We start from the raw sequence: 25,444 nt of genomic DNA, 5'->3' as shown, positions 1-25,444 counted from the left end.
CCCCATGCCCGACGGCGTGTGCCTAATAAATGGGGTCTGGTCCTGCGGACCTGACCCCATCTTGGTCGGCGACGCCGGCATCATGCAACCATTGGGTTGCTTTTCTGGGGATCGGCTCCTATACTTCTTCATGCAACCATTCGGTTGCGTCAAGTCATCCAGAGGAGCGAGTATGAACACCCATTCGGATACCGACCGCATCGAACGCAGCATCGTCATCAACGCCCCGCGCGAACGCGTCTGGCGGGCCCTCGCCAACGCGGAGGAATTCGGCACCTGGTTCGGCGCCAAGCTGGCCGGCCAGGCATTCACGCCCGGGCAGCGCGCGCGCGGCCAAATCACCTATCCCGGCTACGAGCACATTTACTTCGACGTTCTCGTGGAGCGCGTCGAGCCGCAGGACCTGTTGTCGTTTCGCTGGCACCCGTATGCGGTCGACGCCGCAGTCGATTATTCCGGCGAAGAGCCGACTCTGGTGACCTTCACCCTGGACGATGCGCCGGGACAGGGCACGCTGCTGAAAGTGGTCGAATCCGGCTTCGACAAGCTGCCGCCCGAGCGCCGCCTCGAAGCCTTCCGCATGAACAGCGGCGGCTGGGACGCGCAGATGAATAACATCGTTCGCCATGTCGGGGCATAAGGGCGCGCACGATGAAGTGCTGGCGCGCGTGTTTGCCGCGCTGGGCGATCCGACGCGCCTGAAACTCATCGCGCTGCTGTGCGCCGGCGGCGCTTTCTCGATTGCGCAGCTCACGGCCGGCACGGACATCAGCCGGCAGGGCGTGACCAAGCATCTGCACGTGCTGGCCGAAGCGGGCGTGGTGCGCGACGTGAAGGTGGGCCGCGAGCGGCTCTGGCAGCTCGAGCCGGCGCGCATCGAGGAGGCCAGGCGCACCCTCGAGATCATCGGGCGGCAGTGGGAGACCGCGCTCGGCAAGCTCAAACGTTTTGCGGAATCCGGGTGACCGGTGGTCAGGCGCGCGCCGCCAGCTCGCGCTCGATCTGCGCGAACGTCATCGGTTTTCCGAACAGCCATCCCTGCGCATATTCCACCCCGCGCTGGCGGAGGAACTGCGCCTGCGCCTCGGTCTCGACGCCTTCGGCGGTCAGCTGCAGCTTCAGGCTCTTGGCCATTTTGATGATGTGCCGGACCACGTGGCTCGTCGGCGCCTCGGTCGCGATGGCCTCGACGAAGCTCTTGTCGATCTTCAGATGGTCCACCTCGAGCGTCTGCAGGTACGACAGGCTGGAATAGCCGGTGCCGAAGTCGTCGATGGCCACGCGCACTCCCTTCGCGCGCAGGCTGCGCAGCACCTCGCGCGCCAGCCCCACGTCGAGCAAGCCGCGTTCGGTGATCTCGACGACGAGGTTGCGCGGCTGCGCCGCCGTGAGGGAGAGGAATTCATCGAGCCGGGCAGGCAGCCGCGCCGAGTGCAGGTCGGTGGCCGACAGGTTGACCGCGACGTGAAATCCTGGATGGCGCCGCAGGAACGCACCGGTATCGTGTGCGGCGAGCGTCAGCACGCGTTCGGTGATCTGCTCGATCAATCCGAATTGTTCGGCGATCGGAATGAAGATATTCGGATCCACGATCTCGCCGGTCGGCCGCTGCCAGCGGATCAGGGCTTCGACGCCCACCCACGCGCCGGTCTGCAGGTCGACGATCGGCTGGTACAGCAGGAACAGTTCGTTGCGTTTCAGGCCGGCCCTGATCGCCGCCGACAGCGACAGCTGGATGCGCGCGAGCAGTAACACGGCCGCGGCGAGCGCGAGGCCGGCGATCAGGCCGGCGGGCACCAACCGTTGTATTGCGTCATGCGTGGCGGCGCTGGAATCGCCGAGGGGAATCGCCGCCACCGCGGCATACTGGAAGCGGTCGGACTTCACGACCGCCACCAGGCGCTGGCCATCGACGAAGGTGACCGCCTTGTGCGGCTCGACTTTCCGGAGCCAGCCGGGGTCGACGAAATGACGCGACGTCATGGGCGCCGTATCGCCCAGCAGGTATATCGCCAGCGACACGTCCTTTCCGTTGACGGTTGTATCGATCGGCAAGTCCTTGTGGATGATCGCAATGTGGTTCTGTCGTTCGAGCGCAATGAAGGAAACGCGAGGTGCGAAGGGAAAACGCAGGTTCTTGCGCACCGCGACGCCGTTCGCGGTCACGAAGTCCGGCGCGCCGAGCGGCAGGCCTTTGCGATCGTGACCTAGCGAGGAGCAGGCAATGCGGCCGTCCTTGACGTAGCCGACAGCCTGCACATAGCTCGACGCCAGGTCGATCTGGCGCATCAGGTCGATATTCGCATCCGAACAAGGGGGGCCGTTGCGTGCCGCCGCCAGCAACTTGAAACCGCGGTCGACCTGAATGGCCGTGGCATCGGTGCGCAGCAGGACATCACGCGCATAGGCGAGAACCCGCTCGGTTTCGATGGCGCGGCCCTGGCGCTCCGCTTCATGGATCGCCAGCAGGACCGGCGCGCCCACGGCGAATGCCGCGACCACCAGCGTCAGCGCCATGGCCGCCTGCTTCTTCATGCTGAACCACCGTGCTGGCAAATGGCGTGCATCGGCAGGTGGCATCCGGGTCCAGGCGACATGGTCTCTCCGTGCTTGCGCTGTGCGAAATATGATACCGCACGATTTATGCAAGTTTCATACAAATCTCTGCAGGTTGATCGTCGTGACAAGCGGCAGCGTACAGGGGTAGAATTGGCTCATGCATAATTGCCGCCTCGTTCTGATCGCCTTGATCTTCGTCCTGCACAGCGCGGCGGCGATGGCGTCGTCGGTGCGGATCTGCTGCATGGACGCGCACTGTCCAGTCGCCGAATGCGTGGCGATGGGCTGCATCGCCGATCCGCTGCCGCCGGCGGCCGTCGGCGCCGCGGGCCGGGCGACGGTTTCGGCAATGCGCGCGCCAGCCGTACCGGGGCCAGGGATGCGTATCGCGGCGCGTGTCGAAGAAATATGGACGCCGCCCGACTGACGTGAGCGGGAAAATCGCAAGAGCAGTCTCACATCAAATAACAAGGAACGAACATGAAATCAAAATTCTTCAAAGTGGGCGCCGCAGTTGCGCTGCTGGCGGTATCGGCAGCCGCCGCCGCATCGAACATGGGCTGCTGCCTGAGCGTCGAATGCTGCCTGCGCATGCTGGGCTGCTGCTAACCCAGTCCGCGCGTAAATGAAAAAGCCGGCGCTGCGAAGCGCCGGCTTTTTTGCTGCTGGGGTCTGGTCCTGCGAACTGACCCCATTGTCGACAAGGCCACGGATGGTCAGGACTTGTCGGTCTTCGATGCCGATTGCTTGCTGCCGCTGTCGCTTTTCTGGCTCTGCTTGCTCGTGTCGGACTGCTTGCTGGCGCCGGTGGTGGCGCCGCTGCGCGATGCTGGCGGCGTATTGCCCGGCGCCTGCTGGCCCGACTGCTTGCTCTCGGCGTGAGTGTGGTTATGTCCGCTGCTGACTTTGCTGCTCATGTGATCTCCTTTGTTGTGTAACAAACTGAACACCATCTTGCACCGGCGTTGTCGGCCCGCTAATAGGCGCGCGACGACTATCCGCGTAGGACATCGCTTACTCGAATTGCTTTCTCGCTTGTCCAAACGACCAGAATGCGTTTAGAATCATCGCTGCCGAACAACGGCAAACGCTAGGGGTCCTGCAAGTCGCAAATGCGATGCGCAGGTGAGAAATACCCTCCGAACCTGATCTGGATAATGCCAGCGAAGGGAAGCATAGTGACACCGGCCGCGCGCCGTCTCCCTACACTCCTTTGCTGGCTCCTGCTCAAACCATCGAGAAGCTACGCAAGGAGCCACATGAACGCCAATCCGAAATTCTTGTCCGCCACCGCCACGGTGGATGAAGCCGCAATCCGTCCGTTGCCGAAGTCGCGCAAGGTCTACGTCGAGGGCAGCCGCCCCGACATCCGGGTGCCGATGCGCGAAATCAGCCAGTCCGACACCGCCGCCTCGTTCGGCGCCGAGAAGAATCCACCGGTCTACGTCTACGATACTTCCGGTCCGTACACCGACCCGGACGTGAAGATCGACATCCGCTCCGGCCTGCCGTGCCCGCGTACGCCTTGGATCGCAGAGCGCGGCGACACCGAGGAGCTGCCGGGTCCTTCCTCGGCGTTCGGCATCGAACGCTCGCTGGACGCGGCCAGCGCGCAGATGCGCTTCAACCTGCAGCGCAAGCCGCGCCGCGCCCGGGCCGGGGCCAACGTCACGCAAATGCACTATGCGCGCAAAGGCATCGTCACGCCGGAAATGGAGTTCGTCGCGATCCGCGAGAACATGCGCCGCAAGGAATACCTGGCGCAGCTGCAGGCCTCCGGCCCGATGGGAAGCCGCCTGGCCGACCTGATGGGACGCCAGCATCCGGGCCAATCGTTCGGCGCCAGCATCCCGGACGAGATCACGCCCGAATTCGTGCGCGACGAAATCGCCCGCGGCCGCGCCATCATCCCGGCCAACATCAACCATCCCGAAGTCGAGCCGATGATCATCGGCCGCAATTTCCTCGTCAAGATCAATGCGAACATCGGCAATTCGGCCGTGACGTCGTCGATCGGCGAGGAGGTCGAAAAGATGACCTGGGCGATCCGCTGGGGCGGCGACAACGTGATGGACCTCTCGACCGGCAAGCATATCCACGAGACGCGCGAGTGGGTGATCCGCAACAGCCCGGTGCCGATCGGCACGGTGCCGATCTACCAGGCGCTCGAAAAGGTCAACGGCAAGGCCGAAGACCTGACCTGGGAGATCTACCGCGACACGCTGATCGAACAGGCGGAGCAGGGCGTCGACTACTTCACCATCCATGCCGGCGTGCTGCTGCGCTACGTGCCGCTGACGGCGAAACGCCTGACCGGCATCGTCTCGCGCGGCGGCTCGATCATGGCCAAGTGGTGCCTGGCGCATCACCAGGAGTCGTTCCTGTACACGCATTTCGAGGAGATCTGCGAAATCATGAAGGCCTACGACGTGTCGTTCAGCCTGGGCGACGGCTTGCGTCCCGGCTCGATCTACGACGCCAACGACGAGGCGCAGCTGGCCGAACTGAAGACGCTCGGCGAACTGACCCAGATCGCCTGGAAGCACGACGTGCAGGTGATGATCGAAGGTCCCGGCCATGTGCCGCTGCACCTGATCAAGGAGAACATGGACCTGCAGCTGGAGCAGTGCAGCGAGGCGCCGTTCTACACGCTCGGGCCGCTGACAACCGACATCGCGCCCGGCTACGACCACATCACGTCGGGCATCGGCGCGGCGACCATCGGCTGGTATGGCACGGCGATGCTGTGCTACGTCACGCCGAAGGAGCACCTGGGCCTGCCGAACAAGGCCGACGTCAAGGACGGCATCATCACGTACAAGATCGCCGCCCACGCGGCCGACCTGGCCAAGGGCCATCCGGGCGCGCAGATCCGCGACAACGCGCTGTCGAAGGCGCGCTTCGAATTCCGCTGGGAGGACCAGTTCAATCTCGGGCTCGACCCCGACAAGGCGCGCGAGTTCCACGACGAGACCTTGCCCAAGGATTCGGCCAAGGTGGCGCACTTCTGCTCGATGTGCGGCCCGCATTTCTGCTCCATGAACATCACCCAGGAAGTGCGCGACTACGCCGGGAAGATGGGCATTTCCGAGGTGGCGGCGCTCAGGCAGGGCATGGAAGTGAAGGCCGTCGAATTCGTCAGGCGCGGCGCACAGATCTACCAGAAGCAGTGAGGCCGCGATGACCGAAATTATGTTGAACGGGGCGCCGCATCAAATGGCGCAGGGGGCGACGCTGGCCGACCTGGTGGAGGCGCTGTCGCTGTCGAACCAGGCGCTGGCGCTGGCGGTCAACCGGCACGTGGTGCCGCGCCAGCAGTGGCGCGAGCGCGGCGTGCAGCCGGGCGACCGGATCGAAGCCGTGCGCGCCATCGGCGGCGGCTGAACCAAAGGAGAACGTGATGAACGAATCGAACAACGACGCCGGCCTGACCATCGCCGGCAAGCAGTACCGCTCGCGCCTGCTGGTCGGCAGCGGCAAGTACCGCGACCTTGCGCAGACGCGCGAAGCGACCGACGCCGCCGGCGCCGAAATCGTCACGGTGGCGATCCGGCGCGTCAACATCGGCCAGGACCCGAAGGCGCCCAGCCTGCTCGACGTGCTGCCGCCGTCGCAGTACACGATCCTGCCCAACACCGCCGGTTGCTACAACGCAGAGGACGCGGTCTACACGCTGCAGATGGCGCGCGAACTGCTGGACGGGCACAAGCTGGTGAAGCTCGAAGTGCTGGGCGACGAGAAGACGCTGTTCCCGCACATGCCCGAGACTTTATTGGCGGCCGAGAGGCTGGTGCGCGACGGCTTCGACGTGATGGTGTACTGCAGCGACGATCCGATCCAGGCCAAGATCCTCGAGGAGATCGGCTGCGTCGCGGTGATGCCGCTGGCCTCCCTGATCGGCTCCGGCATGGGCATCCTTAATCCATGGAACCTGTCGTTGATCGTCGAGCAGTCCAGCGTGCCGGTGCTGGTCGATGCCGGCGTGGGCACGGCGTCCGATGCGGCCATTGCGATGGAGCTGGGCTGCGACGGCGTGCTGATGAACACGGCCATCGCCGGCGCGCGCGATCCGGTGCGCATGGCGCGCGCGATGCGCCTTGCCGTCGAGGCGGGCCGCGAGGCCTGGCTGGCCGGGCGCATACCGAAGCGCTTCGCGGCATCGCCGTCGTCGCCGATGGCCGGGCGCCTCGCGTGAGGCGGCCATCCGTGCTGGTGTTCGCCGGCGCCGATCCCAGCGGGGGCGCCGGCATCGCCGCCGATATCCTGGCGATTGCGGCGCTGGGCGCGCATGCGCTGCCGGTCATCACCGCGCTCACGGTGCAGGACAACGACCGGGTGTTCGAGGTGCTGCCGGTCGATGCCGATGTCGTACTGCGCCAGGCGCGCGCATTGGCCGGCAAGATCGCGATCGGCGCGGTGAAGATAGGCATTCCCGGCAATCGCGCCAATGCCGACACAATTGCCGCGGTGATCTGTTCGCTGAGGCGGGATAATCCGGATCTGCCGGTAGTGCTCGATCCCGTCCTTGCCAGCGGCGCGGGCGACCACCTGTCGTCCATCGACGCGCTGGCGCCTTTGCTGCCGCTGGCGTCGGTGCTGGTGCCGAACCTGCCGGAAGCGCGCGTCCTGGGCGCCCTGGCGCATGACGCCGTCAACCTGCTCGTGACGGGCGGCCACGCCGACGGCGCAATGGTGGTCAACCGATGGCAGGGCGAGGGCGGCGAACGCGCATGGCGCTGGCCGCGCCTGGCAGGCGAGTTTCACGGCAGCGGCTGCACGCTGGCTGCGGCCATCGCCGCGCGGCTGGCGTGCGGTGACGCCATGGAAAGCGCATTGACGGCCGCGCAGGCGTACTGCCATCGGGCGCTGGAGAGTGCGTATTCGATCGCCGCCGGCCAGCGCATTCCGCAGCGCTGCTTATCCACTTCTTCGCAGGGATCTCCATGAAGGGCCTTTATCTCGTCACTCCCGACTGGGACGACACCGCCGCGCTGATCGACGCCACCGACAAGGCGCTGCGCGCCGGCGCATCGCTTGTCCAGTACCGCCACAAGAGCGCCAGCCCGGAACTGCGGCGCGAGCAGGCGGCCCGGCTGCTGGCGCTGTGCCGCCATCATGGCCGCCCGTTCATCGTCAACGACTTCATCGACCTGTGCCTGGAGCTCGGCGCCGACGGGGTGCACGTGGGCGGCACGGACGCCTCGGTGGCGCAGGCGCGCAACGCGCTCGGCGCCGGCAGGATCATCGGCGCCTCGTGCTACGGCGACAGGCGGCTGGCGCGCGAGGCTGCCGCGAGCGGGGCAAGCTATGTCGCGTTCGGCGGCTTCTATCCGTCGCGCGTCAAGCAGTATCCGGTCACCACGCCGCCCGAAATCGTCGACTGGGCCCGGGCTGAAATCGCGGTGCCGTCCGTGGTCATCGGCGGCATGACGCCCGAGAATGCGGCGCCGCTGGTCGCGCGCGGCGCCGACATGGTGGCGGCGATCAGCAGCGTGTACGGCGCCCCGGCGATCGAGGGGGCGGTGCGGCAATTCGCGCGACTGTTTTCGCAGTGCGATGAAGGTCGCCGGCCGGCCGGCACGGCAATGGCGGATCCGGCGGCCTAAGGCGTTTTCCCTGGCGGGATGTGACGCAGCACCCGCGCCGCCAGCTTGCGCCATTTCTTGTGCGCCGTCGCGGCGGCGGCCGGCGGCTCGCCCGAGTCGGCGCGCAGCGCCAGTGCCTGGCGGCCGCCGACGCGGATCACGCGGTAGCAGTAGGCGCCGTCGGCTTCGGGCGCGGGCGCCTTCGCGACGAGGACAAATTCCCCGGTCGCCGCGGCCGCCGGCGCGGACTTGACGCACAGGGGCACCGGGCCGAAGCGGTCGGGCACGCCGTTCTCCGCCGCTTCGGCCAGAAAATCGGACTTGATGAAGCGCGTTCCCGCCAGCTCCAGTCCGGCGCGGCCGGTCGCGCCGCGGTCGAACAGGTAGCTTTTCGTGCCATCCGCGCCGCCGCACTGGATCAGCGTGGCGCCGCTCGATTCGCTGTAGGCCACCAGCACCGGCTGTCCCTTGCAGGGCGCCTCGCGAACGTCGCCAGCAGGCACGTTGAAGCCGCACACGCCGCCGGCGCAGTCGAACTTCGAGACCTTGCCGGCGCCGCTGGCGGGCAGCGCGAGTGCGACCGCTGCCGCAAGGAGCAGGCCGCGCATCGCGGCGCAGTGTTCAGACGCCGGCAACTTGCGCCGCCCCGAACTGTGCAATCAGCGCCAACTGCGGATTGGCGCGCTTTTTTGTCACGCCATGTTCGGTCGATTCGAACGGGGCGCCGGTGAGGATGCCCATGCGGCGGCTGATGCAGTCGGACTGGAAATCGGCATTCCCCAGCCTGGCGCGCTCGACGACGGCGATCTTCAGGAGCGCAGACTGGGTGGCCGGTTTCTCGTTCTTGACCCGTGTCCCGATTTCTTCGAGCGCCTTGGTGATGCCGCCTTGCTGCACGCACAGGTCGAACAGCGCGGCGTAGCTGCGAAACTCCAGCGCGACCATCAGGGCGGGCGCGATGGCGCGCAACTGGCGTACCGCCTGCATCGTCAGTGGATGGAATTTTGCCTCCGCCTCCGCCAGCTGGATGGCGTTGAACCGGTCGACCGAGCCGACCGCCTGGAACGCGGCGCGCCACGCGGGCTTGTCGCGTCCCTGAAGCTCGCGCGTCCACACCAACTGGGCGGTTGAGTCGCCGCGGTCGAGCGCCGATTTGAGCGCCGCGAAATTGGTGGTGGGGCCGAAGCAGCCGGCGAAGGCCGCGGCGTCGGCGGCCAGCATCTTGCTCAGCAGGGGGCCGAGCGTATTCTGGCCGAAGTTCCACTGGATCAGGCCGAAGGACATGCCCTGGCGATCGAAGTCGTCGGCCAGCGCCTGGAAGTTCATCGACTTGCTGCTTTCGAAGAAGGTGGTGATGCGCAGCGCCATTTCCTGCGCCTGTGCCAGCGTGACCTGCGCGGTGGGCCCGCCGGGCGCGGCCGCGAGCGGGGCCGCGGCGCCGGAGATGGCCTGGTTGCCGCTGGCGTCGAACTGCCGGGCGCCGCCGGCGCCCAGGCCCTGCTGGCTCTGCTGTCCGCTGATGAATCCTGGCCGCCCCACGCCGGCGGACGGTTCGACGGGCTCCCTGTTGTTCGAATTACCCATACCAGCCTCCGTGATGTGCGATAGCGACCAATCGATACTCTCACCGACCAACAGGTAAGACAATATCAATTGTGATGGGTTCCGTGCCGAAGCCGCTAGCGGTCGACCATCGCCATGCGCTCCTTGCTGTAACGCGGGCCGGCGACTTGCGACATGGCCAGGTCCAGCTGCGCCATTTCCGCCTGGTCCAGCGCGACGGCGGCGGCGGCCACGTTTTGCTCGAGATAGCCGCGCCGCTTGGTGCCGGGGATGGGCACGATATCGTCGCCCCGGTGCAGCGCCCACGCCAGCGCGACCTGGCCCGGGGTGAGATTCCTTCCGGAGGCGATGTCGCGCACCAGCTGGGCCGCCCGCATGTTGGCGTCGAAGTTCTCGCCTTGCAGGCGCGGGTCGAGGTGACGGAAGTCGGACGGCGGATAGGTTTCAGCGCGCTGCGCCGTGCCGGCCAGGAAGCCGCGGCCGAGGGGGCTGAACGCCACCAGGCCGATGCCCAGCTCGCGCAGCAGGGGCAGGATATCGGCTTCGAGGTTGCGTTCCCACAGCGAGTACTCGCTTTGCAGGGCGCTGATCGGGTGGACCGCGTGCGCGCGCCGGATGTTGGCGGCACCGGCCTCCGACAGGCCGAGGAAGCGCACCTTGCCTTCGCGGACCAGGTCGGCCATCACGCCCACCACCTCTTCGATCGGCACCTGCGGATCGATGCGGTGCTGGTAGAGCAGGTCGATGTAGTCGGTGCCCAGCCGGCGCAGGGAGCCTTCCACCGCGGTGCGGATGTGCGCGGGGTCGCTGGTGACGCCGGTGGTCGCGCCATCCTCGATGCGAAAGCCGAACTTGGTCGCGATGACCGCCTCGCCGCGCCGGCCCTTGAGCGCGGCGCCGAGCAGCGTTTCGTTGGTGAAGGGGCCGTACTGCTCCGCCGTGTCGAACAGCGTCACGCCAAGTTCCAGCGCGCGGTGGATCGTCGCGATCGATTCGGCTTGGTCGGCCGGTCCGTACGCCGTGCTCATTCCCATGCATCCCAATCCGAGGGCCGATACGCTCAGTCCCTGTGTGCCCAGCCTGCGTTGCCCGATCATGTGATTCTCCAAAAAAGATTCGATGAGCAGAGTATCGCCCCTTGCTGACGGTTAAACAATCCTCTTAAAATGCAAAGGATTGTGAACCTGAGTGCAACAAAGGAGCGGTGCATGGAGATGTTGCGGGAAATGGCGATATTCGCGCAGGTGGTCGACAGCGGCAGGTTCTCGGCCGCGGCGCGCCAGCTCGGGCTGACCACCTCGGCCGTCAGCCGGCACGTGGCGCGGCTCGAGGCGCACCTGGGCGGACGCCTGCTGCACCGGACCACGCGCGCGCTCGCGCTCACTGAACTGGGCGAGCAGGTGCACGCGGCGTGCGCGCGGATGCTGAGCACGGCGCGTGAAATCCATCTGCTGGCCGGCACCTACAGTGCGCGGCCCAACGGCGTGATCCGCGTCACGGCGCCGGTCGTGTTCGGGCAGGTCTGGCTGGCGCCGAAGCTGCCGGCGTTCCTTGCGCTGTATCCGGAAGTCGATGTGCGCCTGACCCTGGTCGACCGCACGGTGGACCTGATCGAGGAGGGCGCCGACGTCGCGATCCGCATCGCGCGCGAACTGGCGCCCGGCCTGGCGGCGCGGCCCTTGTGCGGCATGCGCTATGTGCTGGTGGCGTCGCCCGGCTACCTGGCCGAACACGGCGCGCCCGCAACGCCGGCAGCGCTGCGCGAACGTCCGTGCATGCACCTCGACTACGGGCCGTTCGGAAATCAATGGACGCTGCGTCGGGGCGGAGAGAAAGTCGCCGTCAGCGTGGCGTCGCGCCTGACCATCAACAACAGCGGCGCGATCCTGGCGGCGGTGGAAGCGCGCGGCGGCATCGGCCTGCTGCCGGACTTCACGGCGCGGGCCGCGCTGGCGGCGGGGCGGGTGGTGCAGCTGCTGCCCGATTGGGAATTCGACGAGCCCTACGCCGGCGCGGTGCACGCCGTCTACCTGCCCGGACGGCACCTCGCATTGAAGGTGCGCGCCTTCATCGATTACCTGGCGAACACGGGGTCTGGTCCCGCGGACCTGACCCCATCTTGAATTGGCCGCGCGCTGACAGAGGCGCCAAATCGGAACATGGGTCAGGTCCGCAGGACCAGACCCCAACTGATTAGACCCGCACCAGCAGCTTGCCCAGGTTCTTCCCCTCGAACAGGCTGTTGAGCGCGGCCGGCAGCTGGTCAAAGCCGTCCACGTAAGTCTCTTGCGACACGATCTCGCCGCTCTTCACCCACGGCGCGACGGTCTTGACCATTTCGTCCATGCGGCTGGTGAAGTCGCGCGCCAGGATGCCCTGGATGGTCGCGCGCTTGAACAGCATGTGCTGCAGGAAGCGCGGCGCCAGGTCGGGCGTATCGAGGCCGCCGTCGTATTGGGCTATGGCGCCGCAGATGATGATGCGCGCGCGCAGCTTGATCAGCGGGATCACGGCGTCGGTGACCATGCCGCCGACATTGTCGAAGTAGATGTCCACGCCGCCGGTGGCCTGCTCGATCGCCGCGCGCAGGCCCTCGACGGTCGGATGGGCGCGGTAGTCGACCGCGCCGTCGAGTTTCAGCGTGTCGGTCAGGAAGGCGCACTTGGCGGCGCCGCCCGCGATGCCGATCACGCGGCAACCGGCGCGTTTGCCGAACTGCGCGACCAGCGAGCCGACCGCGCCGGCCGCGCCCGACACCACCAGCGTGTCGCCGGGACGCGGCTTGCCCGCTTCGGTCAGGCCGAACCACGCGGTGCGGCCGGGCATGCCGAGCACGCCCAGCGCGGTCGATACCGGCGCGGCGGCCGGGTCGAGTTTGGTCAGTTCGCTGTGATGGCACTTGGCGTACAGCTGCCAGCCGCTGTAGGCGGAGACCCAGTCGCCTTCCTTGAACAGCGGACTGTTCGACGCCACCACCTCGCCGACCGCGCCGGCGCGCTGGACGATGCCCAGCGGATGCGGCACGTCGTAGGTGTTGCGTTCGTGCTGCTGGATGCGGATGTAGGGATCGACGCTGATGATGCGCGCGCGGATGATTACCTCGTTGGCCGCCAGCGTGCCGTCGAGTTCGCTCTCGCGCAGTTCGTAATGCTCATCGCCGACGCGCGCGTCGGGGCGTTTGACGTAAAACCACTGTCGGTTCTGGAAGCTCATGGGAAAAGGCCGCGCTGGAAAAGGGCAGCCATTCTATCAGCAAAGCAAAGCGCGCCACGGCCGGGCAGGCCGCGCAACGCCCGGCGCGCGCAGGTGACGCAAGCCTGCGGGGCGCGACAGGGCGATGCTAGGCGGGGTCGCCGAGGGCATCGATCCGCCGGACTTCGGCGGTGATCATCTTGCGCAGGTTCTCCTTGTGCAACTCGGCCGCCTGGCGGGCGTGGTGCAAGGCTTCGCCGGAAAAGTCGATCTGCATGGGCGTCATGGCGGGAAACACCAGCGAAGGCGCCAGCAGCTGCATCAGGCGCGCGGTGGCGTCGCGATCGGCCAGGGTGGCGGCGAAGACCGATTCGGGCTGGGTCAGCGCCTGGAGCTGGTGGTACTTGGCGCGGTCCGCGACCACTTGCGCCATGTAGGTCGAATGGGCGATTTGCGCGCCTACCCGCTCCACTTCGTCCATCGCTTCCGCCAGTTGTCCCAGCGGTTGTTCCAGCCGGGCTGCCGCCTCCAGATACGCTTCGGAATGCCTGCTGGGAGGGTCGATTGTGCCGGTCATGATAATTCCTTCGAAGTTCGTCGGAATCCTGATTGTGCGCCGAAATGGTTAATTTTGCAGCACGCGGTTTCATCCGCAGATCCGCACCGCCGGTGCATGTTCATACGGTTGAATTGGGCGTCATTCGGCGCGGTTCGTTCCAATTGCGGAGGAACTCTGCAGCAATGGCAGAGGAGCACGGCGAAAGGCCGCACGTTTGATGCAGCGCAAACCGCCGTCTTGCAGGGAGGATCAAATTAACAATTCGGCCGGCTGCCGGTCAGCCGGGCGGCTGCCGGTGCAGCGCATCGTGGCGGCGTCCTGGCGCGCCAGCCGGCCGACGCGGTAACGCGATCAGGTCGATGACATCGGCGTGCCGGGATACAGCTTGTCGTTGCGGCGCCGCCGGTGCGAAAGGCAAGGGGAAGGGCCGGCTGGAGCAGCGCGGCGGTCGGTCGTTGCGCGCGGTTTGAATACCGCCGGGGCCGACGCAGCCGGCCCCGCGTCGCTGCGCGTGAGATAGTCGATCGTGAAATCCAGCATGGCAGCCCCCGAACGGTAATCCTGCTTGCAAGATAATATTAACCGCACGGGAGCGTACTGGGCGAGTCCGAAAACGCGATTGTTTAGCCTTCCGCAACGCGCTTCGCAATATGTGCCAGCGCCTCGTCGACCTGGTCGATCAGGATCAGGCACAGGTCGCCTTCCGACAGGCGCGCCAGCGCCTTGTCGATCGCCACGAACTCGCCGGTGATCTCGTCGATGTGCGTGGTGCGCTTTGCGCCCTGCAGGCCCTGGCGCAGCAGCGCGACGACTTCGCCGTCCTCGCGTCCGCGCTGGCACTGGTCCTGGTAGAGCAGCACGTCGTCGAACGCGTTGCCCAGGATCTCGGTCTGCTGGCGGATGTCCTCGTCGCGGCGGTCGCCGGCGCCGGAAATGACCACCGAGCGGCGCTTGGCCGGCATGCTGTCGACCGCGTTCACCAGCGCGATGATGGCGTCCGGATTGTGCCCGTAGTCGGCGATCACGGTGGCGCCGCGGTAGCTGAACACGTTGAAGCGGCCCGGCGCATTGTCGGTCTCGCCGGCGAACGACTTCAGGCCGGCGCAGATCGATTCCCACGGCATGTTCACGGCCCACGCCGCGGCGACCGACGCCATCACGTTCTCGACCTGGAAGCCGACGGTGCCGTTGCGCGTGATCGGCACTTCGGACAGCGCCACTTTGTACTGGGTCTTGCCCTGCGCTGCCACGAGGTGGCCGTTGTCGATGTAGACCACGCGGCGTCCCTTGGCGCGATGCATCGACATCACCGGATGCTGCGAATCGGCGGCGAAGAAGGTCACGTCGCCGCGGCAGTTGTCGGCCATGGTGACGACGATCGGGTCGGCCGCGTTGAGCACCGCCATGCCGCCGTCGGCGACGTTCTGCACGATTACGCGCTTGAGCACCGCGAGGTCTTCCAGCGTGGTGATGTAGTTCAGGCCGAGGTGGTCGCCCGAGCCGATGTTGGTCACCACCGCGACCTGGCAGCGGTCGAAGGCCAGGCCCTCGCGCAGCAGGCCGCCGCGCGCCGTCTCGAACACGGCGGCGTCGACGTCCGGGTGCATCAGCACGTTGCGCGCGCTGCGCGGGCCGCTGCAGTCGCCGCGGTCGATCGCGCGGCCTTCGATGTAGACGCCGTCGGTGTTGGTCATGCCGGTGCGCAGGCCGCCGGCCGTGAGCAGGTGGGCGATCAGGCGCACCGTGGTGGTCTTGCCGTTGGTGCCCGTGACGGCGACGACCGGGATGCGGCCGTCCTCGCCGTCGGCGAACATCGACGAGATGATCGCCTCGCCAACCGCGCGGCCCTTGCCGAACGACGGAGACAGGTGCATGCGCAGGCCCGGCGCGGCGTTCACTTCGACCACGCCGCCGCCTTGCTCTTCGATGGGTTTCAACACGCTGTCGCACACCAGGTCGACGCCGCAGATGTCGAGGCCGACCATGTGCGCGGCGGCGACCGCGCGCGCGGCCACTTCCGGATGCACGTCGTCGGTGACGTCGGTGGCGGCGCCGCCGGTGGACAGGTTGGCGTTGTTGCGCAGGATGACGCGGCGTCCGCGCGGCGGCACCGACTCGGCTTCATAGCCTTGCGCGGCCAGGCTGGCCAGCGCGATGTCGTCGAAGCGGATCTTGGTCAGCGAGGTCGAATGGCCGTTGCCGCGGCGCGGGTCGAGGTTGACCTGGTCGACCAGCTGGCGCACGGTCAGCACGCCGTCGCCGATCACCTGCGGCGGATCGCGGCGGGCGGCGGCCACCAGCTTGTCGCCGACGACCAGCAGGCGGAAGTCGTTGCCCGGCAGGTAGCGCTCGACCATGATGTCGTCGCGGAATTCGGAGGCGGCGGCGAAGCCGGCCGTCATCTGTTCCTTGGTGGTAATGTTGACCGTCACGCCCTTGCCCTGGTTGCCGTCCTTCGGCTTGATCACGACCGGCAGGCCGATCTCCAGCGCGGCGGCCCAGGCGTCGTCGGCATCGACCGCCACGCGCCCGTGCGGCACCGGCACGCCGGCGGCGTCGAGCAGCTTCTTGGTCAGGTCCTTGTCCTGCGCGATCGACTCGGCGATGGCGCCGGTGCGGTCCATTTCGGCCGCCTGGATCTTGCGCATCTTGCTGCCCCAGCCGAATGCGACCAGGCTGCCCTCGGTCAGGCGGCGGAACGGGATGTTGCGCGCGACGGCGGCGTGCACGATCGAGCCGGTCGACGGGCCGAGGCGCAGGTCTTCATCGAGGTCGCGCAGCTGGGCCAGGGCGCCGTCCAGGTCGAACGGCGCGTCGTCCAGCGCGGCCTGGATCAGCTGTTCGGCCAGTTCCAGGGCCAGCTTGCCGACTGCTTCTTCCGAGTATTCGACGACGACCTGGAACACGCCCGGTTCGACGGTTGCGGTGGTGCGGCTGAAGGTGACCGGGCAGCCGGCCTGCGCCTGCAGGTCGAGCGCGGCCAGTTCGAACACGTGCGCCATCGGGATGCGGTCGTCGTGGCCGGTCGGCTGCAGCGGCGACAGGGCGGGGAAGCGGGCGCGCAGGCGCGTCTCGAAACCGGCGAGGTTGCCCACGCATTCTTCGTCGGGAGTGCAGTTGAGGACTACCTCGACCGAGGTGTGGTGACTCCAGAGGTTGGGGCCTCGCAGCGCCCGTACGCGTGAAACTTGCATAAACCGTTAATCCTGTCTGATGGGCTGTGCCCGGAACCTGGCGCCGCGCGCCAGGCTTGATTCGTTTAGTGAGGGGCGTGCTTGGCCGCCGGGTCGAAGGTGCGGAGGCCCGCCGCCATGATCTCCGGCTCGACGCCCAGCGCCCAGGCCGCAGCCACCGCCGCCAGCACGCTGGCGGGATATTTGACGGTGGCCGGATTGAGCGCGGCCAGCGGCAGCAGCACCGCTTCGTCGGCGCCGTCGGCCAGCACGATGCTGCCGGCGCGCACGATGACGTTGCGCTCGCCGGCGGTGCGATGCGCTGCCACCACGGCGTTGTCCGGATCCTCGGAGTAGAAGATCACGCGGCCGTCGCACAGGCCGGCCAGTTCGGCCACCGCTTCGTTCTCGGCGTTGAGCACCGCCACGCCGTGCGGCAGGATCACGTCGACCTGCGTGCGGATGACGTTGGCCATGTCGTCGATGTCGCGGATATAGAACTCGGCCAGGCCTTCGATGCCTTCCATGTCGGTGACGATGCCGACCTGGCACTTGTCGTAGGCCAGGCCTTCGGTGAGGATCATGCGCGCATTGCTCTCGAAGACCGCGGTCTTGAGGGTGCGGTTGATCAGCAGGCGCTGGCCCGCTTCCCACTTGATGCAGTCGCCCTTGACCACCTGGCGGTGATCGAGGTACAGGCCCTGGCCGCTGGCCACGCCGACGTGGATGCCGGTCAGGTTGACCAGGCAGCCGACCATGCGCGCGATCAGGCTTGTGCCCTGGGTGCCGGTGACGCCGACGATGGGGATGCGGCCATTTTCTTCAGGCTCGAACAGGTGCGCGACGATGGCCTTGCCGACCGGGCGTGCCTCGCCATTGGCAGGTTTCAGGTGGGCCAGCAGGCCCGGGCTGGCGTTCACTTCGATGACGGCGCCGCGCTGCTCGTCGAGCGGGCGCGAGATGTCTTCGCACACCAGGTCCACGCCCGCGATGTCCAGGCCCACCACGCGCGCCGACAGGGCCGCGGCGTGCGCGACCGACGGATGGATCTTCTCGGTGACGTCCCAGGCCACGTTGCCGTTCGGCTGGATCAGCACCTTCTGGCCGTCCTGCGGAATCGAATACGCGGTCAATCCCTGGCGCTGCAGTTCGAGGATGATCTCGGCGCCTTTTTCGGGCGCCAGCGCGTTCAGCGGCGCGTCTTCGTTGGTGCCGCGGCGCGGATCGGTGTTGATCTGGCTGTCGACCAGTTCGATGATGTTCGACTTGCCGTCGCCGGTGACCCACAGCGACTCGCCTTTCGCGACCGCCACCACTTCGGTGCCGACCACCAGGATGCGGTGCTCGTCGCCGGCGATGAAGCGCTCGACGATGACGCTCTGGCTGCCGCCCTTTCGGCTGGCCAGTTCATAGGCGGCGGTGACGTCGGCTTCGGTCATCAGGTTCAGCGACACGCCGCGGCCGTGGTTGCCGTCGTACGGCTTGACCACTACCGGCAGGCCGATGTCCTGCGCTTCTTCCCACGCTTCCTCGGCGCTGCGCACCAGCGAACCTTCCGGCACCGGAATGCCGCACGATTTGAGCATCGACTTGGTCAGGTCCTTGTCGCTGGCGATCGACTCGGCGATCGCGCTGGTGCGCTCGGTCTCGGCGGTCCAGATGCGGCGTTGCGCGGCGCCGTGGCCCAGCTGGACCAGGTTGCCGTCGGTGAGGCGGATCGACGGGATGCGGCGCTCGGTGGCAGCTTCCACGATGTGCGCGGTGGACGGGCCGAGGCAGTGGTCGTCGACCAGCTCCTTCAGCGCCGCGACCTGCGCGGCCAGGTCGTATCCGGTGTCGTTGATGGCGGCCAGCAGCAGCTCGCGGCCGGCGGCCAGCGCGGCGCGCCCGACGTGCTCGTCGCGGGTGCGGAACGCCATCTTGTAGATTCCCCGCTCGCCGGTGGAGCGGGTCTTGCCGAAGCCGGTCTTCATGCCGGCCAGGTTCTGCAGCTCCAGCACGACGTGCTCGAGGATGTGACCGGCCCAGGTGCCGTCGCGCAGGCGCTCGAGGAAACCGCCATGCTCGCCGACGCCGCAGCGGTGCACCACCAGCCCTGGCAGCCATGCCTCCAGGCGCTCGTTCAGTCCGGGGATTTTGTTGGACGGCGCGTCTTCCAGCGCGCCGATATCGACCACGACCTCGATGACGGGGCGGTAGGTCCAGATGTTCGGACCGCGCAGGTGCGTCACACGGAGGAACTCAAGGTCTTTCTTGTTTGTCATGTAAATAATTTCTTGATAATGGCTGCGCATTCTTCGGATGCGTTGGCCATTCTGAGGCATTGCCTGTGTTTGACTGCATCTGGCTGTCCTCGAGGAATGCCGAGGCTTCCAAAAGGACATCATGTTGTATACTTGCTGAAACGAAGCTTACCGTGCCGAACCGATTTCTGCCAGTCTGGACCCTCCGATAGAATACCGTAGATTGCTCCTTCCCTCTGGAGCATCCCATATCGGCAAGACCTGTCTGCAACAGTTTCCTCGGGCAGACAGTGCGGGCCGAAGCGGCCTTTCCTATTTAATCGAGAAGACTTGCCCGTAACGGGCGGCATGACAATGACATCTCAACAACTCGTTTCTCCTGCGTCGCTTGCCCTTTCGGCCAGTTTCCTGCCCGATCAATGGTTGCCTGACGTCGAGAAAAAACTTTTACCGGGGGAGAACGTCTTGAGTAGCGTCGAGGTTGACCTCGATGCGAAATTACGTTTCACCAAAGGGATCGTGGTGGTGACCGACCGCCGCCTGATCGCCCGCGCGCCTGGCGAGACCGAGTGGCGCGACTGGGTCTTCCGCCCCGGCCTGCAGCTGAAGCATCACGACCACGCCGGCGTCGGCCACCTCGAGCTGGTCGATGCGCAGGGGCGCCTGGCCGCATGGCGCTTCACGCTGGGCCAGAACCTGCAGGCGATCCGCGTGCTCGACACGTTCCGCGAACAGCTGGAAAGCCACGTCAGCGGCCGTCCGGTGGTGCAGGCCGAGCAGCACGTCTGCCCGAGCTGCAAGGCGCCGCTCGAGCCGGACCAGGAAGAGTGCCCGATCTGCACCAAGGTGCTGTACACGCCGCCGTCCACCTGGACGCTGTTCCGGCTGTGGACCTTCGCCAAGCCCTACGGCGGCCAGCTGGCGCTGGGCTTCTTCCTGATGGTGGCCAGCACCGCCGCGCACATGATCCCGCCGTACCTGACCATGCCGCTGATGGACAACGTGCTGATCCCGTTCCAGAACGGCCAGCCGGTGGACCAGAAACTGGTGTGGATGTACATGTCCGGGCTGCTCGGCGCCGCGGTGCTGGCCTGGCTGCTCGGCTGGTGGAAGACCTACGTGCTGGCGCTGGTGTCCGAGCGCATGGGCGCCGACCTGCGCTCGACCACGTACGAACACCTGATGCGGCTGTCGCTCGAATTTTTCGGCGGGAAGCGCACCGGCGACCTGATGTCGCGCATCGGCAGCGGCTCCGACCGCATCTGCGTGTTCCTGTCGCTGCACCTGCTCGATTTCGCCTCCGACGTCCTGATGATCATCATGACCGGCGTGATCCTTTGCTCGATCAACCCGCTGCTGGCCGTGATTACCCTGGTGCCGCTGCCGTTCATCGCCTGGATGATCCACATCGTGCGCGACCGCCTGCGCACCGGCTTCGAGAAGATCGACCGCGTGTGGGGCGAAGTGACCAACGTGCTGGCCGATACGATTCCAGGCATCCGCGTGGTCAAGGCGTTTGCCCAGGAAAAGCGCGAGGCGGTACGCTTCCGCGAAGCGAACAAGCACAACCTCGCGGTCAACGACAAGCTCAATAAAGTGTGGTCGCTGTTCTCGCCGACGGTGTCGTTCCTGACCGAGCTGGGCCTCTTGGTGGTGTGGGTGTTCGGCATCTGGCAGGTGTCGAAGGGCGACATCACGGTCGGCGTGCTGACCCTGTTCATCACCTACAGTTCGCGCTTCTACGGGCGCCTCGATTCGATGAGCCGGATCGTGTCGGTGACGCAGAAATCGGCGTCGGCCGCCAAGCGCATCTTCGACATCCTCGATCACGTGTCGAGCGTGCCCGAGCCGGCCAACCCGGTCAAGCTGGACAAGGTGGAAGGGCGCATCGACCTGCGCGAAGTCGGTTTCCGCTACGGCAACCGCGCCGTCAACCGCGGCATTTCGCTCAATATCAAGGCGGGCGAATTCGTCGGCCTGGTGGGCCACAGCGGCTCGGGCAAGAGCACCCTGGTCAACCTGATCTGCCGCTTCTACGACGTGTCCGAAGGCGCGATTTTGCTCGACGGCGTGGACATCCGCTCGTTCGCGGTGGCCGACTACCGCCGCAACATCGGCCTGGTGCTGCAGGAGCCGTTCCTGTTCTTCGGCACCATCGCCGAGAACATCGCCTACGGCAAGCCGGGCGCCACGCGCGAAGAAATCATCGCCTCGGCGCGCGCGGCCCACGCCCACGAATTCATTCTGCGCCTGCCGCAGGGTTACGACTCGATGGTCGGGGAACGCGGGCAGGGCCTGTCCGGCGGCGAGCGCCAGCGCATCTCGATCGCGCGCGCGCTCCTGATCGATCCGCGCATCCTGATCATGGACGAAGCGACGTCCTCGGTCGATTCCGAGACCGAGAAAGAAATCCAGAAGGCGCTCGACAACCTGGTGCAGGGCCGCACCACGATCGCCATCGCGCACCGCCTGTCCACCTTGCACCGGGCCGACCGCCTGGTGGTGCTGGACCGCGGCGTGGTGGTGGAAGAGGGCAGCCACGACGAACTGATGGCGCGCGAGGGCGCCTACCACCGGCTGTACGAAGCGCAGGCACGCAACGTCGACACCGACATGGACGAGGACGAATAACGATGGCGACAAGTAAATTCGCACTGGCGCGCGACAGCTTCGGCGTGCTGGAGCTGACGACGGAAGACGGCCAGGTGCACCAGGGTGTCGCGCCGGTGCGCGCGTTCCCGATCCAGTCGCCCAGCCAGGGCATCTCGCTGGTGCTCGGCGACGGCAAGGAAGTGGCGTGGATCGACGACATCGCCGACCTGCCCGCGGCCGAGCGCGCGCTGCTGCAGGACGAACTCGATGGGCGCGAATTCATGCCCGAGATTTCGCATATCTCCAGCGTGAGCAGCTTCGCCACGCCGTGCACCTGGTTTGTGAAGACCGATCGCGGCGACACCGAATTCACGCTCAAGGACGAGGGCGACATCCGCCGCATCGGCGAGGCCTCGCTGCTGGTGGCCGACAACCACGGCATCCACTACCTGATCCGCAACATGTTCACCATCGACAAGCACACCCGCAAGATTCTCGACCGCTTCCTGTAGGAGTTCGCATGCACTATCTGCTCTGTTACGACCTGGCCCATGATTACCTGGAACGGCGCACGCAGTATCGCGCCGAGCATCTCGAACTTGCGTGGCAGGCGCAGGAACGGGGCGAGCTGGTGCTGGCCGGCGCGCTGTCCGATCCGGTCGACACGGCCGTGCTGATGTTCCAGGCCGACTCGCCCGAGCCGGTCGAAGCGTTTGCCAAGGCCGATCCGTACGTGATCAATGGCCTGGTGACGTCATACAAAGTCCGTCCGTGGAATACCGTGGTGGGCGAGGCGGCAACCACGCCGATCCGGCCGACCTGACGCGGGCCGGGGTCTGGTCCTGCGGACCTGACCCCATTTTCAGCCAAGAGGTGGCCGGGATCCCATCTTGACGCGCGCTGAACGCTCCTGAAACAGGCTCTCCAGATTGATCCAAAGTTGCGCGGGCATGCCGAGCGCCAATTCGAGTTGGCGAGCTATCTCCGCTGTGACAGTGGACCTGCCATCGATGATCGCGGCTACTTCATTGATCGACATTCCGCTCTGTTTCGCCAACTCTTGTTGAGACATCTCGCGGGACTCGATTACAACTTCCAGAACCTCGCCGGGAGTAACGGCATAATCCGGTTGAAAGTGATACACAGTCGGCTTACCCATGTTTATCCTCGTAGTTTAGCCAGTGACGCGGCTCGGATCTGTTCCTGGGGATAGCACATCATCTTAAGACAGATGCAAAATGGGGTCAGGTCCGCAGGACCAGACCCCGGCCGCGACATATCTGATCTAAACTGCAAGCTTGCAACTCCACTGCCGCAGGCCGAAAGCTGATGACAATTGCGTGTAATGGAGGTTTCGCTGTCGATCATCGAAAGGAGAAAACGTGGCACTAGTCTGGTCCGAATCCGTAGAGTCGTTCGATTGGGAGGCGCTGTCGGCGCTGTTCGAGGCGTCGCCGCCGCTGGGCAACAAGCAGCCGGCCGATTTGAAAGTCGCCTTCGGTAACAGCATGTTCCGCTGCTTCGTGCATGACGGCGACAAGCTGGTGGGCGTGGGCCGCGCGCTGGCCGACGGGGTTTACACCTGCTACATCGGCGACATTGCGGTTCATCCCGACTATCGCGGCATCGGGCTGGGCAAGCAGATCGTATCCGAACTGCTGCGCCTCTCCGCCGGGCACAAGAAAGTGATCCTGTACGCGGCGCCCGGCGCGGAAGGGCTGTACCAGAAATTCGGATTCCGGCGCATGCGCACGGCGATGGCGCTGTTCGAGAACCAGGATCTGGCGATGGAACGCGGCTACCTCGAAGCCGCTTAGCAGCTACCCCAGGGTCTGTCCCGGCGGGTCAGACCCTTCGAAGTCCGGCTGCGCCAGCGACTCGTCGAGCAGCGCGCACATGCGCTTCCAGTGCGATCCTTTCCAGTACACCCGCCCACACTGGTCGCAGGTGGAAAATTCCTGCTGGTGCGCGCGCACGCTGGCCGGCAGGCGGTCCTGCACCAGTTCCTTGGCCACGTCATGCAGCGGCGCGTTGCAATGCAGGCAGATGGTAAACGGCGCTGCGTGCGGCGCCAGCGCCAGGCGCTCGACCACCTCGGCCAGCTGCTGCGCCGGACGCAAGGCGTGCACATAGCGGCCGTAGCCGACGCCGCGCCGCTTGAGCAGTTCGCGGTCGCGCGTGAGCACCACCCGTTCTTCGCCGGCGGCGATCGCAACGATCGTATCGTCGTCGAAATGGTTGTCGTACAGCGTATCGAAGCCGGCCATGCGCAGCATGCGGGCCAGGCCGCCGAGGTGGGCGTCGGCGACGAAGCGCCAGGCCGGCGGCTGCGGTGCGCCGACGCCGAACTGCGCGAAGCGCGGATACACGGCCAGCCGGTCGCCGTCTTGCAACAGGCGATCGAGCGGCGCCGCTTCGCCATTGAGCAGCGCCAGCGCCACTTCGGTATGCGGCACGCCCAGCGCTTCGACCATGTGCTTGACCGTAGCGTTGCGCGCACACGACACCTCAAAGGCCTTTTGGCGCCGTACGGGGGCCAGAAAGGCATTCAATTCACCATAAAAGCGGAATGTTGCGCACGCCATAAGCCATCCGTTGGATATTTACCTGCTTTGTCGTAAAGTATAGGCAAGATTGCAACGCAGAGGAGTTGCACGATCGAAGCGAACCGCATTCATGCCGTGGTAGTGTCCATCGGATCCGCAGGGGACCTGTTCCCCATGCTGGCGATGGCGCTCGCCTTGCGCGGCGCCGGCCACAAGGTCAGCTTCCTGGCCCCCAGCCAGCACGAGGCGCAGGTGGCTGCGGCCGGCCTGGCGTTTCATCCGCTGCCGGTCGATGCCGCCGTGCTCGACGATCCCGAACTGTGGAACGCGCGCAAGGGCTTTGGCGTGGTCTGGCGCGCCACCCGCGAGGCGGCGGCGCGGCTGCCGGCCTTCGTCGACACCTTGCCGGCGGAAGAAGCCTGCGTGCTGCTGGTGCATCCGCTGGCGCTGCCCGAAGCCGACCTGTGCCGCGCCGCGCGCCCCGACATCCGCATCGCCTGCGCCTTGCTTGCGCCGTCCAACCTGCCCACGGTGTACGACCCGCTGATGATGGGCCCGCACCGGATTCCGACATGGATGCCGTTGGCGCTACGGCGCTGGCTGTGGCGCCGCGCCGGCCAGAGCGTGATCGACCCGGTGGCGCTGCCCGGCATCAACGACGCGCGGCGCCAGCGCGGGCTGCCCGCGGTGCGCAGCCTGCTGGAATGGATGTTTACCGTGCCCGACCTGTCCATCGCGCTGTTCCCGGAGTGGTTCGCGCCGACCCAGCCGGACTGGCCGCAGCCGCTGCTGCACGCCGGCTTTGCGCTGTACGACCCGGAGCCGGGCCGCGCCATCGAGCCGGAGCTGGCGCGCTTCCTCGACGCCGGCCACGCGCCGATCGCCTTCACGCCCGGCACCGGCAATCGCCAGGCGGCGGGCTTCTTCGCCTGCGCGCTGGCGGCGGTGCGCAAGCTCGGGCGGCGCGCGGTGTTCCTCACCCCGCACCGCGAGCAGCTGCCGGCAAACATGCCGGCCGGCGTGATGTGGCGCGACTACGTGCCGCTGGCCGCGCTGCTGCCGCGCGTGGCCGCGCTGGTGCACCACGGCGGCATCGGCACCACCGCCGAAGCGCTGCGCGCGGCCACGCCGCAGGTGGTCGTGCCGCTGGCCCACGACCAGTTCGACAATGCGGCCCGGGTCGAGGCGCTGGGCGCCGGCCAGGTGCTGCCCTCGGCACGCCTGACTGCCGCGCGCCTCGAACGCAGCCTGCGGCAGCTGCTGTCATCACCCCATGTCGCGGCGCAGTGCGAGTCCATCGCGCTGCGCTTTGGCGAAGGGCCGGCCTTCGGCGCCGCGTGCGCCGCCTTAGCCGATTTGCCCTTGCCGATGCAACCGGTTCGACCATGATGTTGTGTATTTGGTACAAAGCTGCAAATACTTTTTCTTATGA

27 protein-coding genes and 1 riboswitch are annotated in these 25,444 nt (G+C 66.5%); of the genes, 15 read left to right on the top strand and 12 right to left on the bottom strand.

All coding sequences use genetic code 11. From position 1 onward, the window contains the following. Positions 1 to 172 precede the first annotated feature (172 nt). Together Q4S45_RS13815 and Q4S45_RS13810 are read left to right on the top strand one after the other, a co-directional pair. Positions 173 to 640, top strand: coding sequence for an SRPBCC family protein (locus Q4S45_RS13815; protein WP_305505091.1), 468 nt, complete (start codon positions 173 to 175; stop codon positions 638 to 640). Then, complete coding sequence (locus Q4S45_RS13810) at positions 627 to 965, top strand: helix-turn-helix transcriptional regulator (RefSeq protein WP_305505089.1); 339 nt, start codon at positions 627 to 629, stop codon at positions 963 to 965. The genes Q4S45_RS13815 and Q4S45_RS13810 overlap by 14 nt, the downstream gene beginning before the upstream one ends. Positions 966 to 972: 7 nt before the next feature. Here Q4S45_RS13810 and Q4S45_RS13805 read toward each other — a convergent pair whose 3' ends face one another. Next, positions 973 to 2,535, bottom strand: a complete 1,563-nt coding sequence (locus tag Q4S45_RS13805) for an EAL domain-containing protein (protein WP_305505088.1) — start codon at positions 2,533 to 2,535, stop codon at positions 973 to 975. A 181-nt stretch (positions 2,536 to 2,716) separates the two neighbouring features. On the opposite strand from Q4S45_RS13805, the gene Q4S45_RS13800 reads away from it, so the two are divergent. Together Q4S45_RS13800 and Q4S45_RS13795 are read left to right on the top strand one after the other, a co-directional pair. Further along, positions 2,717 to 2,986 carry a hypothetical protein gene (locus Q4S45_RS13800; RefSeq protein WP_305505086.1) on the top strand — a complete coding sequence of 90 codons (270 nt, stop codon included), beginning with the start codon at positions 2,717 to 2,719 and terminating at the stop codon, positions 2,984 to 2,986. Between the two features lie 53 nt (positions 2,987 to 3,039). Then, the gene (locus Q4S45_RS13795) at positions 3,040 to 3,168 is read left to right on the top strand and encodes a hypothetical protein (protein ID WP_305505084.1); all 129 of its coding nucleotides are present in this window, start codon (positions 3,040 to 3,042) and stop codon (positions 3,166 to 3,168) included. Between the two features lie 107 nt (positions 3,169 to 3,275). On the opposite strand, the gene Q4S45_RS13790 is transcribed toward Q4S45_RS13795, so the two are convergent. Continuing rightward, the gene (locus Q4S45_RS13790) at positions 3,276 to 3,476 is read right to left on the bottom strand and encodes a hypothetical protein (RefSeq protein ID WP_305505082.1); all 201 of its coding nucleotides are present in this window, start codon (positions 3,474 to 3,476) and stop codon (positions 3,276 to 3,278) included. A 165-nt stretch (positions 3,477 to 3,641) separates the two neighbouring features. Continuing rightward, positions 3,642 to 3,748, top strand: a riboswitch (TPP riboswitch). A gap of 70 nt (positions 3,749 to 3,818) precedes the next feature. Here Q4S45_RS13790 and thiC point away from each other — a divergent pair. The 5 genes from thiC to thiE are packed head-to-tail and all read left to right on the top strand — an operon-like array spanning position 3,819 to position 8,165. Then, positions 3,819 to 5,732 carry a phosphomethylpyrimidine synthase ThiC gene (gene thiC / locus Q4S45_RS13785; protein ID WP_305505080.1) on the top strand — a complete coding sequence of 638 codons (1,914 nt, stop codon included), beginning with the start codon at positions 3,819 to 3,821 and terminating at the stop codon, positions 5,730 to 5,732. Positions 5,733 to 5,739: 7 nt separating this feature from the next. Beyond that, positions 5,740 to 5,943 carry a sulfur carrier protein ThiS gene (gene thiS / locus Q4S45_RS13780; protein ID WP_305505079.1) on the top strand — a complete coding sequence of 68 codons (204 nt, stop codon included), beginning with the start codon at positions 5,740 to 5,742 and terminating at the stop codon, positions 5,941 to 5,943. A 16-nt stretch (positions 5,944 to 5,959) separates the two neighbouring features. Continuing rightward, on the top strand, positions 5,960 to 6,754 hold the full coding sequence (locus Q4S45_RS13775) for a thiazole synthase (RefSeq protein ID WP_305505078.1): 795 nt from the start codon (positions 5,960 to 5,962) through the stop codon (positions 6,752 to 6,754). After that, positions 6,751 to 7,506, top strand: coding sequence for a bifunctional hydroxymethylpyrimidine kinase/phosphomethylpyrimidine kinase (locus tag Q4S45_RS13770; RefSeq protein WP_305505077.1), 756 nt, complete (start codon positions 6,751 to 6,753; stop codon positions 7,504 to 7,506). Before Q4S45_RS13775 ends, Q4S45_RS13770 begins: the two co-directional genes overlap by 4 nt. Then, the gene (gene thiE, locus Q4S45_RS13765) at positions 7,503 to 8,165 is read left to right on the top strand and encodes a thiamine phosphate synthase (RefSeq protein WP_305505076.1); all 663 of its coding nucleotides are present in this window, start codon (positions 7,503 to 7,505) and stop codon (positions 8,163 to 8,165) included. Before Q4S45_RS13770 ends, thiE begins: the two co-directional genes overlap by 4 nt. Here thiE and Q4S45_RS13760 read toward each other — a convergent pair. The 3 genes from Q4S45_RS13760 to Q4S45_RS13750 form a co-directional block, all read right to left on the bottom strand. Continuing rightward, on the bottom strand, positions 8,162 to 8,752 hold the full coding sequence (locus Q4S45_RS13760) for a hypothetical protein (protein ID WP_305505075.1): 591 nt from the start codon (positions 8,750 to 8,752) through the stop codon (positions 8,162 to 8,164). The genes thiE and Q4S45_RS13760 overlap by 4 nt on opposite strands. 13 nt (positions 8,753 to 8,765) lie before the next feature. Continuing rightward, the gene (locus tag Q4S45_RS13755) at positions 8,766 to 9,728 is read right to left on the bottom strand and encodes a hypothetical protein (protein WP_305505074.1); all 963 of its coding nucleotides are present in this window, start codon (positions 9,726 to 9,728) and stop codon (positions 8,766 to 8,768) included. Positions 9,729 to 9,823: 95 nt separating this feature from the next. After that, entirely contained in the window at positions 9,824 to 10,804 is a 981-nt protein-coding gene (locus Q4S45_RS13750) for an aldo/keto reductase (protein WP_305505072.1), read from the bottom strand. A 111-nt stretch (positions 10,805 to 10,915) separates the two neighbouring features. Between Q4S45_RS13750 and Q4S45_RS13745 the strand changes: the two genes are divergently transcribed. After that, positions 10,916 to 11,830, top strand: a complete 915-nt coding sequence (locus Q4S45_RS13745) for a LysR family transcriptional regulator (protein ID WP_305505070.1) — start codon at positions 10,916 to 10,918, stop codon at positions 11,828 to 11,830. A 70-nt stretch (positions 11,831 to 11,900) separates the two neighbouring features. Here Q4S45_RS13745 and Q4S45_RS13740 read toward each other — a convergent pair whose 3' ends face one another. The 5 genes from Q4S45_RS13740 to cphA (Q4S45_RS13720) form a co-directional block, all read right to left on the bottom strand. Next, positions 11,901 to 12,920 (bottom strand): NADP-dependent oxidoreductase, encoded by a 1,020-nt coding sequence (locus Q4S45_RS13740; protein ID WP_305505068.1) that lies wholly within the window; start codon positions 12,918 to 12,920, stop codon positions 11,901 to 11,903. A 127-nt stretch (positions 12,921 to 13,047) separates the two neighbouring features. Further along, the gene (locus Q4S45_RS13735; protein WP_305505066.1) at positions 13,048 to 13,476 is read right to left on the bottom strand and encodes a hypothetical protein; all 429 of its coding nucleotides are present in this window, start codon (positions 13,474 to 13,476) and stop codon (positions 13,048 to 13,050) included. Between the two features lie 333 nt (positions 13,477 to 13,809). Then, positions 13,810 to 13,998: a hypothetical protein gene (locus tag Q4S45_RS13730; RefSeq protein WP_305505064.1), complete on the bottom strand. Its 189-nt coding sequence runs from the start codon at positions 13,996 to 13,998 to the stop codon at positions 13,810 to 13,812. Between the two features lie 83 nt (positions 13,999 to 14,081). Further along, positions 14,082 to 16,652, bottom strand: a complete 2,571-nt coding sequence (gene cphA / locus Q4S45_RS13725) for a cyanophycin synthetase (protein WP_305505062.1) — start codon at positions 16,650 to 16,652, stop codon at positions 14,082 to 14,084. A 65-nt stretch (positions 16,653 to 16,717) separates the two neighbouring features. Then, positions 16,718 to 18,895 (bottom strand): cyanophycin synthetase, encoded by a 2,178-nt coding sequence (gene cphA / locus Q4S45_RS13720; RefSeq protein ID WP_305505060.1) that lies wholly within the window; start codon positions 18,893 to 18,895, stop codon positions 16,718 to 16,720. Positions 18,896 to 19,390: 495 nt separating this feature from the next. Here cphA (Q4S45_RS13720) and Q4S45_RS13715 point away from each other — a divergent pair, with 495 nt between their 5' ends. Genes Q4S45_RS13715 through Q4S45_RS13705 form a run of 3 tightly spaced genes read left to right on the top strand, consistent with a single transcriptional unit; the run spans position 19,391 to position 22,289 of the window. Continuing rightward, on the top strand, positions 19,391 to 21,505 hold the full coding sequence (locus Q4S45_RS13715) for an ABC transporter ATP-binding protein (protein WP_374046109.1): 2,115 nt from the start codon (positions 19,391 to 19,393) through the stop codon (positions 21,503 to 21,505). A 2-nt stretch (positions 21,506 to 21,507) separates the two neighbouring features. Then, a complete protein-coding gene (locus Q4S45_RS13710; protein WP_305505058.1) occupies positions 21,508 to 21,978 on the top strand; it encodes a DUF1854 domain-containing protein in 471 nt (156 codons plus the stop codon). Between the two features lie 8 nt (positions 21,979 to 21,986). Then, positions 21,987 to 22,289 carry a YciI-like protein gene (locus Q4S45_RS13705; RefSeq protein ID WP_305505056.1) on the top strand — a complete coding sequence of 101 codons (303 nt, stop codon included), beginning with the start codon at positions 21,987 to 21,989 and terminating at the stop codon, positions 22,287 to 22,289. A 39-nt stretch (positions 22,290 to 22,328) separates the two neighbouring features. Here Q4S45_RS13705 and Q4S45_RS13700 read toward each other — a convergent pair whose 3' ends face one another. Then, entirely contained in the window at positions 22,329 to 22,625 is a 297-nt protein-coding gene (locus Q4S45_RS13700; protein ID WP_305505054.1) for a helix-turn-helix domain-containing protein, read from the bottom strand. 223 nt (positions 22,626 to 22,848) lie between these two features. Between Q4S45_RS13700 and Q4S45_RS13695 the strand changes: the two genes are divergently transcribed. Further along, on the top strand, positions 22,849 to 23,283 hold the full coding sequence (locus tag Q4S45_RS13695) for a GNAT family N-acetyltransferase (RefSeq protein WP_305505052.1): 435 nt from the start codon (positions 22,849 to 22,851) through the stop codon (positions 23,281 to 23,283). A gap of 3 nt (positions 23,284 to 23,286) precedes the next feature. Here Q4S45_RS13695 and Q4S45_RS13690 read toward each other — a convergent pair whose 3' ends face one another. Beyond that, positions 23,287 to 24,051 carry a Mut7-C RNAse domain-containing protein gene (locus Q4S45_RS13690; RefSeq protein ID WP_305505050.1) on the bottom strand — a complete coding sequence of 255 codons (765 nt, stop codon included), beginning with the start codon at positions 24,049 to 24,051 and terminating at the stop codon, positions 23,287 to 23,289. Between the two features lie 102 nt (positions 24,052 to 24,153). Here Q4S45_RS13690 and Q4S45_RS13685 point away from each other — a divergent pair, with 102 nt between their 5' ends. After that, positions 24,154 to 25,401, top strand: a complete 1,248-nt coding sequence (locus tag Q4S45_RS13685) for a glycosyltransferase (RefSeq protein ID WP_305505048.1) — start codon at positions 24,154 to 24,156, stop codon at positions 25,399 to 25,401. Positions 25,402 to 25,444: the final 43 nt, after the last annotated feature.

Origin of the sequence: Massilia sp. R2A-15 (assembly GCF_030704305.1) — a bacterium.
Taxonomy (GTDB): domain Bacteria; phylum Pseudomonadota; class Gammaproteobacteria; order Burkholderiales; family Burkholderiaceae_D; genus JAFCUW01.
The sequence above is the reverse complement of the archived record's forward strand: the minus strand, read 5'-3'. Positions and strand labels throughout refer to the sequence as shown.